Source organism: Rhodococcus sp. O3 (assembly GCF_048897285.1).
In the GTDB taxonomy this organism is placed as follows: Bacteria; Actinomycetota; Actinomycetes; order Mycobacteriales; family Mycobacteriaceae; genus Rhodococcus.
Genome location: NZ_JBMBTE010000004.1, coordinates 38524 through 51370, shown reverse-complemented (window position 1 = coordinate 51370; position 12847 = coordinate 38524). Strand labels below are relative to the sequence as shown.

The window sequence follows — 12847 nt, the reverse complement described above, 5'->3', positions numbered from 1 at the left end:
GAGCAGAGATGACCGACGGATTCCACGACGCCCTGATAACGCAGTCCACCTCGGAGATGCCGGAGAAGTTCTTCGACCGGTTCATGTTCAACCTCCATCCGGACGACGGCACCGCGCCCTCGGTAATCCTCGGCGCCGGGGTCTATCCGCCGCGGAACGTCGTGGACGGCTTCGTCGTGCTGACCACTGCAACCGAGCAGCGCAACCTCCGCGTCTCCACCGAACACGACGCAACCGACAAAGCTTCCGTCGGGCCTCTGCGATGGGAAACCGTCGAGGACAACACCACGTGGCGAATCCGACTCGACGAGAACAAAACCGGACTCGAACTCGACCTTCTCTGGCACGCCCGGGCGCCCTACTGGCTCGGATCCGTGGACGTGACGAACACCGACGGAAACCTCACCTCGTTCGACCATCTCTTCCAGCCCGGTCGCTACCAGGGCACGCTCACGCTGGACGGCACCACAACCGATGTCACCGGTTGGTACGGGCTGCGGGACCGTTCCCGCGGAGTACGTACCATGTCCGGAGGCCAGGGCCTGCACATCTGGTATCAGGCCCAGTTCCCTGACCGCACATTCGGATTCCTCCTCGTCGAGGACCGGCACGGCGGACGGATCCTGCTGGAAGGCGCCGTCATGCACGACGACGGGCGACTCGACGACATCACGGACGTCCGGCACAGCCTGGCATTCACGACAGGTAACGACCTTCTCCACGGCACAGTGGAGATCGTGACCGCCACCGGCGCGACCTACCGTGTCGATGCCGATGCCTCGGCAGGCGGTGGATACATGGCAGGTGGCGGTTACGGCGGACACCACGGACAGGTTCGTGGTCGCGACTTCGAAGAGTTCGATGTCTATCCCCTCGACGGGACGGTGGGTCCGACGACTCTCGACTCCGCCCTGACGGACCGATGCTGCACGTTCGAGTGGAACGGACAGACCGGATACGGCATTTTTGAGTTCGCCCTGTCGCGTTCGGCGTCCTACGCCTACCGCCCTTCCTCGGTGTGACGGACCGGGCCCTGTGCTGTCCCTGCGCCGATCGGTCGGTGCAGGGACAGCACAGGGCCGCAACGTGTTCCGGAACGACGTCACATCAGCACCGTGAGATCGGCAAGACCGGCCGTATCCCTGTCGGCAGGTGAGCGAAACCCGACGAATTTCACGGTACAGCGGACACGGGATGAGCCGGTCCCCTCTGCCCCGGGGAGACCGCGTCGGCGCCGCGTCTCTCGTAGGGAACGAAGTCGGTCCCATACTTTTCTCGCATGATGATGATCTTCTGGATCTGTGCCGTACCGTCGGCGATCTCGACGGACATCACGTCACGCAGGCGTTGCTCGAACGGAAGTTCCGTCGAGTAGCCGTAGTTGCCGTGCAGGAGGAGGCATTCCTTGACCGCTGCGCTCGCCACGAGCGGGCCGTACCACTTCGCCATCGCCGCATCGCTGGTGTGCGGCAGGCCGAGGGTGCGCTTCTCGAGCGCCGCGTAGCAGATCAACCGGGCCGCCTCGACCTTGGTGAGGTGTTCGGCAATGGGAAACGACACCCCCTCGAACTTCGCCAATGGCTCACCGAACGCCGTGCGCCGGCGCACGTACTCGGCTGTCTCGTCGAGGGACGCCCGGGCCGCGCCGAGTCCGGTCAGCGCGAGCAGCGGCCGCGTGAAGTCGAACCCGTTCAGCACGCGGGAGAAGGCACGCCCTTCGAGACCGATCAGGTTCTCCGGCGGCACCTCCACACCATCCAGATGCAGCACCCCGCGACCGAGGATGCCCCATCCTGTATCCGGAACCGCCGATGTGGCAATGCCGCGTGCGTCGAGCGGCACCAGGAACGTCGACACGCCGACGTCCTTGCCGTCCCGGATCGTCCGTGCGGCAAGGATGATCGCTTCCGCCTCGGCAAGCATGGTCACCGATGTCTTCTCGCCGGAAATGATGTATCCGTTTGCGGTAGCTCGCGCGACGGTCTTGATATTGGCGGCGTCGGATCCGGTCTCGGGTTCCGTCAAGCCGAATGCGACGTAGGTTTCGCCCGCAACGAGGCGCGGCAGCCACCTCTCGACGACGACATCGGATGCGTGGTGCCGGATCAGCGTGCTCATCAGCATGACAGGAATCGTCATGTTGGCGACGTTGAAGTCCGCGTAGGCGAGTTCCTCGACGGCGACGCCGGCCGCAGCGAAGTCCTCCCGCTCGAGGGGGTTGTACTCCTCTCCTGCGAGAAGGCCGTAGATCCCCAGATCGGCGATCTCACGATGCAGATCCCACGGGAACGTGGAGGACTTCGCGCGCTGGAGATACCCGGGCGCCAGGCGTTTCGTTGCGTAGGCCCGCACCGCATCACGGATTCCGTGTGAATCGGCGTTCAGCAGCTGTGTCAACGGGTCACCCCTTTGTCGGTTACCGGTTCGGTCATCCGCTGCGATGGAGGCGTCGTCACGAGACCAGATCCGCCGAGGACTGCTCGGCCGGGGCGCTGTCGTTCATCGGTGCCGCGGTCAGCGTTCCGTCGGCGATCTGTTCTTGCACGCGGAACTTCTGGATCTTGCCGGACGGGGTCATGGGAAGGGACCGGGTGAAGTACCACAGAGCGGGTGTCTTGTGGGCGGCGAGTCGCTCGCGGAGCCAGGATTTCAGCTCCGCCGCGGTGGGGAACGAGTCCGGGTCCTTCATCCGCACCACGGCGCCGATCTGTTCGCCCCATTTCTCGTCCGGCACACCGATGACCGCGACCTCCGCGACGGCGGGGTGCCGGTAGAGGAGTTCCTCGATCTCCCGGGGATAGATGTTGAGACCGCCCCGGATGATCATCTCCTTGAGGCGACCGGTGATCTTGAGGAAGCCCCGGCTGTCCATCACACCCAGATCGCCCATGCGCAGCCATCCGTCCGCATCGACGGTCGCGGCGGTTTCGTCGGGCATGTCCGAGTATCCGAGCATCACCTGGTAGCCGCGGCAGCACACCTCGCCCTGCTCACCGACAGGAACGATTTCGCCGGAGACCGGGTCGACGATCTTGACCTCGAGTTCCGGCAGCGGCTGCCCCACCGTCGTTGCCTGGTCCACGACGGTGTCCGTGATCCGCGTCTGGCTGATCACCCCGTGCATCTCGCTCTGGCCGAACAAGATGGTGAAGTGACAGTCCAGGTCGCGGGTGACTCGGTCGACAAGCGCCTCGGGTACTGCCGCGGCGCCGGACATGACGGTGTGGATGCTCGACAGGTCGCGGGTGTGCCGGTCCGGATGGTCGAGCAGGGCGATGAGCATCGTGGGCACCATCAACGAGTGCGTGCCGCGATAGGTCTCGATCATCTCGAGCATCAAGGCCGGCTCGAAGGCCGGCAGGATCACGTAGGTTCCGTGGGCGGCGAACGTGCCGAGTTCTGTGACGCCACCACCTCCGATGTGGTACATCGGCATGGCGTTGACGCAGATCAGCGGGTCTGTCCGGCCGGCCCGTTCGAACACGAACGCGGCTTCGTTGGCAAGGCCTTTGTGGTGCAGCAGTGCGCCTTTCGGGAATCCGGTGGTGCCCGAGGTGTACTGCAGTTGCACCGCGTCCGTGGGCAAGACAGCCGGGAACTGCGTGGTCGGATCGCCGGTGCGCACGAATTCGGCCCATTCGCTGCCCGATACCACTGTGTGCAGTCCGGGCAGGGTCGGCCGGACCTCGTCCAGAATCGCGGACAGGTCCGCGCCGCGGTAGGACTCGCGGTAGAAGAGACCGGCAGCCTTGGATTGCCGCAGGATGTACTCGAGCTCGTGGGCCCGGTATGCCGGGTTGATGCCGACCAGCACCATGCCCGCCATCGCGATCGCCTGGTGCAGGATCACCCAGTCGGCACTGTTGGGCGCCCACACCGCGATCCGATCGCCGGGGCGGAAGTGTGTGAGCAATGCGCGGGCGGTCGCTTCGGTGTCGGCGAGCAACTGGCGGTAGGTCCATTCCCGCCGGTCCGCCGGGTCGGCAACGCCGTCGACGAGCGCGACGCGGTCGGGGACGGTCGCGACCCCTTCCCGAAGAAGTTCACTGAACGTGATGTCTCGAATGCCCGTGCTTGTGGAGGCCGGCCAATAGGACATCTCTAGCGACATGATGTGCTCCTGCTTTCGGCTGGGGGGATGGAAGAAGGGAAGACTGCAGGGACCGCCCGGGGTCCTCGACCGGACACCTTGGAGTGTAATCGCGGTCACACCAAATATAGTACCAATCAGGGGACTTCCGCTACAATTGTGTCAAACATTTTGATCGGCGAAATCTCCGTTTTCATCCCGAAACACTTGAAGCCGGCCGAGGTTCACACCTCGACCGGCTTCTCGCTGCAACCACTATCCCGCGGAAATCCCCCCGTTCGGACTGACCACCTGCCCCGTGATCCGCCGCGCCTGCGCACTACAGAGAAACAGCACGAGGTCGGCAACATCACCCGGCTCCGCCACCCCCAACGACGCGAGTCGGCTCGCCTTCTCGAACAGTTTCGCGCTGAACGGCTCGGACATGACGCGATCGAAACCGCCGGTGTCGCGAATGAGAGACGGTGTCACGGCATTGACCCGGATTCCGTCCCGTTTGGCTTCCATCGCAAGTGTTTTGGTGAACATGACGATTGCTGCCATGGCCGCACCGATCACGCTCTCACCGGGCGTCGGGTGCTTTGCCGCGTCGGAGGCGATGTTCACGATCACCCCGCCGCGCTGCTGTCGCATCGCCGGCAGGACAGCCCGGCACATGTTGAGGGGGCCGAGAGCCTGGTTGACCAGGACTCCCGGGATATCCTCGGGATCCATTTCGTGGAACAGACGCGGGTTGAACGAACCCGTCGTGCTGTTGACGACGATGTCGGCAGCACCGAGTGAATCCGTGAGTTCCGCCGCCACCCGCACCGCCTCCCCGGGAACGTTCACGTCGGCCGCGGCGAACAGACACCACACACCGGGCGCGAGCGTTCGAATGTGCTGTGCTGCTTTCTCTCCGCGTTCGACATTGCGTCCGATCAGACCGATCCGCTGAGCACCCGCGCGCACGAATCGGCGGGCCACCTCGAGCCCGACGCCACTTGTTCCCCCGACGATGTAGATCGTCGACTCGGCCGGAACCGGTACCCGGAAATCACTCGGTTCGTTCATCGTCAATCGTTCCTCTGCAGATCGAGCATCACCGGTCCCCCGGCGTGCACATGATTACCGTCCAGGACACCGTCGCAACTCGCACAGTGCCGCCGACCGCCCGGACTGCTCGATGCCATCTTCGTCTCCGTCGCAGCATCGCGCGCGGTCGGAGCCGTTCGGGCGCCGCGATATTCGTCGCGTGCGAGCAACCCCGCGCCGTAGGCACCGGCGATCTGCGGCTGGTCGAGCACCTCGATCGGGTGTCTCAATGCCTCTGATACACAACGGATCGCTGCCGGGTTCTTGGCGACACCGCCGGTCATCACCGCCGGTGTCGCCCTACCGACCTGAGCGACCAACGCGAGGGTGCGCGCCGCGACCGCGCGGTGCACAGAAGCGGCGATGTCGGCCTTGTCCTGCCCTTGCGCGAGCAGAGAAATCACTTCGGTTTCGGCGAACGTGGCACACATACTGCTGACCTCGAGGCCGTCGGCACCGGTGAGCGCAAGGTCGCCCACCGCGTCGATGTCGACCTCGAGCGCGCGGGCCAGCACATCGAAGAATCGGCCCGTTCCGCTCGCACAGCGGTCGTTCATGGCGAAACGTTCCACCAGTCCGTCGTCGTCGACGATGATCGCCTTGCTGTCCTGGCCGCCGATGTCGATGACGAGCCGAACCCCCGGACGCAGTGCCGCTGCGCCGCGCGCATGACAGGTGATCTCGGTGAAGGTGCGGTCGGCGCCCGGCACCAATCGGCGGCCGTACCCGGTGCTCACCGTCCGCCGAATGGCCTCGCGTGGCACTCCCGCCGCGATCGAGGCACCCTCGATCGCGCGGGCGACAGCTTCGCGGCTCACAGCGCCCATCTGCACGACATCCGTCCCGCACAACGCCCCGTCCTGATCGACGACGGCAGCCTTCGCGGTCGTCGATCCCAGATCGACGCCCATGACGAACCATTTGTCGGTACTCATCACACTCGCCTCTTCCCGGTAGGGCGTCGCGCTAGACCGCGGACCTCATCCGCTGCACGTCGATCGCTTCGAGCATCGCTTCGAGGCGACTGTCGAACAACTCGTCGTTGTAGAACGATGCGTCGGCAACGTCCCCCTCGAAGAAGAACGACTTGACTCCGCGCTCGGTCTCGGCAGCCCGGGCGAGCATGGACTGGGGGTTGGTCATCGCCCGGCAGGTTCGGGTGGAGTGGAAGGCGATGCCGTCGATCGCGTATTCGTCGAGACGACGTAGCAACAGCTCCCGCAGGTTCTTCAGCCCGTGGTTCAGAGGGCAGAGCAGGTAGTGCTGTGCCATACCGAGCAGCGGGTTGTCGACGTCGATGAGCTGCGGTTCCTGCCAGAAGGATTCGTGGGTGTACCGGCCGGCCACCACGGCCACGTCGTACTCGGCGAACTTCCTGGTCAGGAATCCGAGTTTGTTCCAGTTCATGATCCCGTCGAAGTAGACCCGATAGCGCTCGTTCTCCACGGCGCTGACACCGTCGGTGATCCGCTGTTCGATCTCGGCTTTCACCCCGGCGAAGTAGTCCACGAGATCCTGATTTCCGGGGAGGAAGTTGATCGGCGCGATGCTCGCCACCCAGTCCCAGTAGGTCGCGGGGGTCGGTGCCTGCCGGCACAGTTCCATACCTTCAAGGCGCAACTCCGAAGCCCGCTTGATGTACGACATGCTTTCGCTGAGCGCATCCCAGTCGAACGGCCGGCCGGTCTGGTATTCCAGGAAGTCGATCAGTTCCCGGAGCTGGCCCTCGACGTACTTGCCGACCTCGATCCACTCCTCGCCCCGCATGTATCCCGCGTCGGGCTTGTTGCCCCACAACATCGGAATTGAGACGTTGAACAGGGGCAAAGCGCGATCGAACACGCGGTACGTCATGGCGTCCCACTGCTGTCCGGTGCTGCAGCCGGCATACCCGTTGACGAAGAAGTCCGGGGCCGGCAACTTACCGGCGAGCTCCTGCTGGTCGGTCAGGCCCACGACGCCGGTCTCGCTCCGATCGCTGTTCTGGTGCGTCAGGACGGCGCATCCGAGGTGCGTGCGGGCGTACGAGCACAGCTCGTTGATGTAGCCGTACTCGGCCCCGGCGGCCTGGGCCGGACCCTCGAGATGCTGAGCGGCCAGTCGTGCGGCAAATGCCTCACCATGACACCATTCGAGGCCGGCCGCCTGGAAGAGCGGGTTCAACGCGGCGCCGTTGTACCAGACGACGTGCTTTCCGCGCTCCTTCGCGGTGAAAATGTTCTCCCAGTAGTCCGCGACCAACTTGCCGCCGGCCCGGGTACTGGACAGGCGATTCGCCTTGTCCTTGCGCGGTTGTGCAACAGTCATCGTGATCTCCCTCAGGTAGTCGAGCGGGCTTCAGGACAGCGCCGGCACGTGCTGCCGACGGATTCGCTCGACAAAGGTCTCGACCCTGGTCCGGAGCGTTTCCACAGGATTGCCCTCATGCTCGGTCTCGATGAGGAGCACGGGGATTCTATTGGCCTCCAGAGCTTTCCGAAGTTCCGGGTAGTAGAGCATGTGCGGTTCGCAGAACTTCGCCATCATCACGATCACACCGTTCGCATTGCTGCGGGCGAGTTCGTCGATCAGATATCGGTCCCAGTCGACCTGAGTGGTCACTCGGGTCGGGCACGGGGCGTTGAGGTTTCGCTCCAGGTACCAACTCGACAGCGCCTCGAACGGATCGCCGTTCTCGGGCACATCGGTGGAGATGTAGCGATATCCGGTGTACAGGTCGTCGTCGACCACGATCACCCCGGTCTCCTCGATCACGTCCAGCAGTTCGGGCCGCGGGGCGTGGCAGAAGTGGCCGGACAGGTAGAGCCTGACCGCGTCGGGCTGCCCGTCGTCGGCCGGGTCGATCCCGTCGAGAAGGCGCTCGAGGACGGCGGTGTGTTCGGCGATGTCCATCACCATGCTCGACTTCACCAGCACCTGCATTTCGCTCGCGGTGATGCGGAGGCGACCGGAGCGACGCAGCGCGTAGAACTCGCGCAGCAGCCGCCGGTTGGCGTTGAACGCCCGAATGCTGGCGCTCAAGGCGTCGGCCGTGATCGAAACTCCAAGGGTAGCTTCGATCCCGGCCGCGAGTTCGCCGATCCGTCCCGCCACTCGCGGCCTGGTCCAGGCATCGTCCATGGCGCTGGTGAGCTGGGCGAAGTGCACCGGCTTCTCGGGTCGCAGCCATCGGATCACGTCGACCGCGCCGAGCAGCTGCACGCAGTGGTCCGCCGCCACGATGGCGTCGAAGACGTCGAGCCGACCGAGCGCCGCCTGATCGGCGACACTGCGGGTGTATCCGCAGTAGAACTCGGCGAGCAGGTTGCGTCCCTCGGTGATCGGGGTGCGGCTTTCCTGGATGAGCACCGGAAGGGCGCCGGCGGCGTGCACGAGTTCGGATGGAAAGTTCATCGGGAAGGAGCCGATCACGCCGCCTTCGTGGGTCGCCTTCCATGTCTGCGCGTAGTCGACGGGATCGTCGGCCGCGGCACGCAGAGTCGCCATCGGTTCTGGACTGAGTCTGTTCACGTTTCGCCCTCGGATTCGTCGATGGATGCCGGAAGCGACAAGTCGGTGTACTGCTGCGGCATCGAGCTAGATAATACTTAATTTGATAGTTAGTATCCAGAGTTGTCAAACATTGGGTCGTTCGGAGGTAGAAGATGACGCGTGTACTCGACGGACTGCGGGTGGTCGAACTGGCCGGGATCGGCCCGTCGCCCCATACCGCAATGATGCTGGCCGATCTCGGGGCAGACGTCGTTCGGATCGAACGCCCCGGCGGGGTCAACCAACTCGTACCCGTGGAACAGGACGCCGGCTTGCGCAACCGCCGATCGGTGCACGCCGATCTGAAAGATCCCGACGATCTGCAGCGCGTGCTCAGGCTCGTCGACAATGCCGATGTGCTCATCGAGGGCTATCGCCCCGGCGCGGCGGAGCGCCTCGGCGTCGGCCCCGAAGTGTGCCGAGCACGCAATCCCCGACTCGTCTACGCCCGGATCACCGGATGGGGACAGGACGGCCCACTGGCCGCCTACGCCGGGCACGACATCAACTACCTCGCCCTCACCGGGGCGTTGAACGCGATCGGACGCAAAGGCGAACGCCCACTGGCACCACTCAACCTGGTCGCCGACCTGGGAGGCGGATCGATGCTGGCGATCACCGGCATCCTCGGCGCCCTCTATGCCCGGGAGCGGTCCAGGCAGGGTGACGTCGTCGATGTCGCGATGGTCGACGGCGTCAGCACACTGATGACGATGTACTGGACGCTGACCGAGAACGGACTGTGGTCCGCCGACCGAGGCACCAACGTCGTCGACAGCGGCGCCCCGTTCTACGACACCTACGAATGCGCCGACGGGCGGTACGTCGCAGTCGGCGCGGTCGAACCGGCCTTCTACGCACAACTACTCACAGGCCTCGGACTCGATCAGGCCGACCTTCCGGACCAATACGATCGCAGCGCCTGGCCCATGCTGCGCGCCCGGTTCGCCGAGATCTTCCGGGCACACGATCGCGACCGATGGGTGGACCATTTCGCCCCCCTCGACGCATGCCTCACGCCGGTGCTCGCCCTGGAGGAGGTCGCCACGCACCCGCACATCGCCGCGCGCGGAACAATCGTCGAATCGTTCGGACAACGTCAGCCCGCGGCATCGCCGCGCTTCTCGAACGCGGCGCCGGCAACGTACGCGGCACCCCGCGCACCCGGCGCCGACACCGCCGCGGTACTACGCGACTGGGGCGTCGTCGAGGGCGCGCACTGATGCGCGGCAGCCCGCTGGCCCTGCACCGTCGGCAGTGCGGGGCGTGTGGCGTGGCTCCGACCGCCTGCGCGACGATGTACCTATGACTGATCCCGACATCGGGTCCGTATCCGACAAGGACTCACCCCCCGCCCGCAGCGCCCGATCCGTGCTTGTGACGGTGCTCGGCGAGTTGGTCGAACCGTGCGGTCGGCCGGTCCGTACCGCGGCGCTGCTCTACGTCCTGAGGGGTCTCGGATTCGGTGAGCCCGCGGCACGGCAGGCGCTGGCCCGCACAGGCTCGTCCGGGTTGATTGCCGCGCAGCGGGTCGGTCGGGAAACCTTGTGGCACCTGACCGAGAAAGCGCACCGCCTGTTCGCCGAAGGCGACATGCGCGTGTTCCCCCCCGAAGTCGACGTCACCCAATGGGACGGACGCTGGCTGGTCATCAACGTCCCGGTTCCCGAATCACACCGCTCGAGCCGGAAGAAACTGTATGCGGCATTGCGGTGGGCCGGCTTCGGAAACCCGACCCCCGGCGTCTGGGTGACCCCCCACATCGATCGTGCCGCCGAGGCCGCCAGGACGATCGAGTCTCTCGGATTGACCGACAACACGGTCACGTTCGTCGGCCCCATCGGCCAGCCGGGTATCACCGAAGCCGAACTCGTCCGGCGGTCCTGGGATCTCGGCGAGGCCGAGAAGGTCTACGACGAGTTGCTCACCCGCTTCGACGTGCGCGAATTCAGCTCCGCCGACGAGTTGCTGATCACCCACCTGCAGCTGGCCGATTCCCTGCGCCGGATGCCCTACCTCGATCCCCGGCTGCCCGAGGTGCTGCTGCCGGACTGGGCCGGATTGCAAGCGGCGAAGCGACTACGCGATCTGCGTACCGAGTGGACCCCGGCAGCACACGCTCGTTGGCGCGAAATCGCGGGCATCGAGTAGCGACCACCGGGCCGGTGCCCGTCCCGACCCGATCAGACGCCGGCCGCGGTCAGGCCCGCCGCCCGGTGAGCGGCGTCGAGGAAGGCCCGCACCAGGGCGCCGTCGCGGTAGTACTGATCCCCCACGCCGGCGACGGCCCGGCGCCGCCCGTACTCGTACAGCACCGCCAGCTTCCACAGAGCCAAGGCGGTATACCAGTCGAGGTTCGACAGATCGGCGCCGGTGGCAGCCGCATACCGCTGGGCGAGTTCGTCGCGGGTCGGGTAGCCCTCTTCGAGGACGGCGACACCGAGGTCCTCGGTCGGCGTGCGGTCCTGTCCTTCGACGGGATACGACGCGAGGAAGTACCCGAGATCGAACAGTGGGTCACCGATCGTCGCGAGCTCCCAATCCAGCACCGCCGCAATACGTCCCGGCGGCGCGGCAGCGAGGATGACGTTGCCGATGCGGTAGTCGTTGTGGATGATCGCCGCACCGGACTCGGCCGGAACGTGGGCGGCGAGCCACGCGTCGATCTCCGCGAACTCCGGCGGCGGCGTCCCGTCCTCGGCCGCCACCAGTCGGCCCATGCGACGCAGGTGACGCTCGTTGAATCCGTCGGGCCGGCCGAGGTCACCGAGACCGGCAGCCTGCCAGTCGACCGCGTGCAGAGCGGCGAGGGTGTCGATCAGCGCCTCACCGATCCGGCGACGATCGGCCGGTGCGCTCAGTGCTGCCGGGGTCTCTGTGGTGACCACCGGACCGGCCACGTAGTCCATCACGTAGAACGGGACGTCGAGCACGTCGCCGGTCTGACCGACAGCCAGCACGGCCGCCACCGGTACGCCGCTGTCGGCGAGTGCACCGACGAGCCGTGCCTCGCGCAGCATGTCGTGGGCCCCCGGCGGGACGGGGGGCGGCGGCGGCCGGCGAACGATCACCCGGCGTACCCCATCGGATACCAAGTACGTCAGATTGGAATGCCCGTCACCGATACGGTCCGCTGTCAGCGGCCCGTCCGCGATACCGCGCTCACGCAGGAATCGTTCCAACGCGCCGAGGGTTTCGGGAGTCCATTCCCAGGTCATATGCTCGCCTCCATCAGATCGTGCCACCCGGCGCATGCCGACCGGTCCCGGGCACTGAATGCAGTCGGTCGTTCGCCGACGTCTATGCCCCGGTGAAGCGCGGAGCTCGCTTCTCCTTGAATGCGGCCAACGCTTCGGGCATGTCCTCACCACGGGTGAGCAGCGCCTGCCCCCGGTTCTCCAACTCGAGCGCCGCCGCGTACGAGGTCACTTCCTGGTTCCGCTGCAGCGCGCGCTTCGATATCCGAATCCCGCCGGGGGAATTCGTCGCGATCGTCTCGGCCAATGCAATGGCCTCCTCGAAGAGGTTCTCGCTCGGCACCACCCGGTTGGCAAGCCCGATCCGGACCGCCTCCTCCGCGCCGACGAAGCGTGCCGTGTACGCGATCTCCGCTGCCCGGCCCGGCCCGACGAGACGGGTCAGTTGCCAGGAGGTGCCGAGTTCCCCAACGGACAACCCGACCTTCACGAAGGCCGCGTTGAACTTCGCAGTCGGGGCGACCAGCCGGATGTCGGCAGCCAGGGCGAGCGACATACCGCCGCCGGAGGCAGCACCGTGGATCGCGGCGATCACCGGGAACGGCAGATGCCGCAGCGCGGCCAGGCCCCCGGTCGCGGTCTCCTGGAACTTCAGGAATTCCCGCACCCCCATTTCGGTGATCACACCGATCTCGTCCAGGTCGAACCCGGCGCAGAAAGCCCGATCCCCCGCACCGCGCAGGATCAGCGCCCGCGCGTCGGTGTCGCGCAATGCGTATGCAGCGGTGTTGAACTCTTCGAACATCTTCACGACCATCGAGTTCATCCGGTCGGGCCGGTTGATCGTGAGAACGGCGATCTTGCCCTCGAGGACCTCGAGGGTGAGAGTCTCGAGCCGGGGCGGCTCGTAGTTGCTCAGCACTGACGTATTCTCCCGCGTCTCCATCTGCGTCAC

11 protein-coding genes are annotated in these 12847 nt (G+C 65.7%); 3 read left to right on the top strand and 8 right to left on the bottom strand.

Going from position 1 to position 12847, the window contains the following annotated elements; all coding sequences use genetic code 11:
- The first annotated feature begins 8 nt into the window (after positions 1-8).
- On the top strand, positions 9-1022 hold the full coding sequence (locus ACN675_RS02720) for a DUF7064 domain-containing protein (RefSeq protein ID WP_248674065.1): 1014 nt from the start codon (positions 9-11) through the stop codon (positions 1020-1022).
- 151 nt (positions 1023-1173) lie between these two features.
- Here the strand turns inward: ACN675_RS02720 and ACN675_RS02715 are convergent, their stop codons facing one another.
- The 6 genes from ACN675_RS02715 to ACN675_RS02690 form a co-directional block, all read right to left on the bottom strand.
- Complete coding sequence (locus ACN675_RS02715) at positions 1174-2397, bottom strand: acyl-CoA dehydrogenase family protein (protein ID WP_248674064.1); 1224 nt, start codon at positions 2395-2397, stop codon at positions 1174-1176.
- Positions 2398-2452: 55 nt separating this feature from the next.
- The gene (locus ACN675_RS02710; RefSeq protein WP_248674063.1) at positions 2453-4111 is read right to left on the bottom strand and encodes an AMP-binding protein; all 1659 of its coding nucleotides are present in this window, start codon (positions 4109-4111) and stop codon (positions 2453-2455) included.
- 234 nt (positions 4112-4345) lie between these two features.
- Positions 4346-5143, bottom strand: a complete 798-nt coding sequence (locus tag ACN675_RS02705; RefSeq protein WP_248674062.1) for an SDR family NAD(P)-dependent oxidoreductase — start codon at positions 5141-5143, stop codon at positions 4346-4348.
- A gap of 2 nt (positions 5144-5145) precedes the next feature.
- Positions 5146-6099: an acyl-CoA dehydratase activase gene (locus ACN675_RS02700; RefSeq protein WP_229581111.1), complete on the bottom strand. Its 954-nt coding sequence runs from the start codon at positions 6097-6099 to the stop codon at positions 5146-5148.
- Positions 6100-6130: 31 nt separating this feature from the next.
- A complete protein-coding gene (locus ACN675_RS02695; protein ID WP_248674061.1) occupies positions 6131-7471 on the bottom strand; it encodes a 2-hydroxyacyl-CoA dehydratase subunit D in 1341 nt (446 codons plus the stop codon).
- Positions 7472-7501: 30 nt separating this feature from the next.
- Entirely contained in the window at positions 7502-8650 is a 1149-nt protein-coding gene (locus ACN675_RS02690; protein WP_248674060.1) for a 2-hydroxyacyl-CoA dehydratase subunit D, read from the bottom strand.
- 158 nt (positions 8651-8808) lie between these two features.
- Here ACN675_RS02690 and ACN675_RS02685 point away from each other — a divergent pair, with 158 nt between their 5' ends.
- Together ACN675_RS02685 and ACN675_RS02680 are read left to right on the top strand one after the other, a co-directional pair.
- The gene (locus tag ACN675_RS02685) at positions 8809-9918 is read left to right on the top strand and encodes a CaiB/BaiF CoA transferase family protein (RefSeq protein ID WP_248674059.1); all 1110 of its coding nucleotides are present in this window, start codon (positions 8809-8811) and stop codon (positions 9916-9918) included.
- Between the two features lie 82 nt (positions 9919-10000).
- Positions 10001-10846 carry a PaaX family transcriptional regulator C-terminal domain-containing protein gene (locus ACN675_RS02680; RefSeq protein WP_248674058.1) on the top strand — a complete coding sequence of 282 codons (846 nt, stop codon included), beginning with the start codon at positions 10001-10003 and terminating at the stop codon, positions 10844-10846.
- Positions 10847-10878: 32 nt separating this feature from the next.
- Here ACN675_RS02680 and ACN675_RS02675 read toward each other — a convergent pair whose 3' ends face one another.
- On the bottom strand, positions 10879-11913 hold the full coding sequence (locus ACN675_RS02675; protein ID WP_248674057.1) for a phosphotransferase family protein: 1035 nt from the start codon (positions 11911-11913) through the stop codon (positions 10879-10881).
- 82 nt (positions 11914-11995) lie between these two features.
- Complete coding sequence (locus ACN675_RS02670; protein ID WP_248674056.1) at positions 11996-12838, bottom strand: enoyl-CoA hydratase/isomerase family protein; 843 nt, start codon at positions 12836-12838, stop codon at positions 11996-11998.
- Positions 12839-12847: the final 9 nt, after the last annotated feature.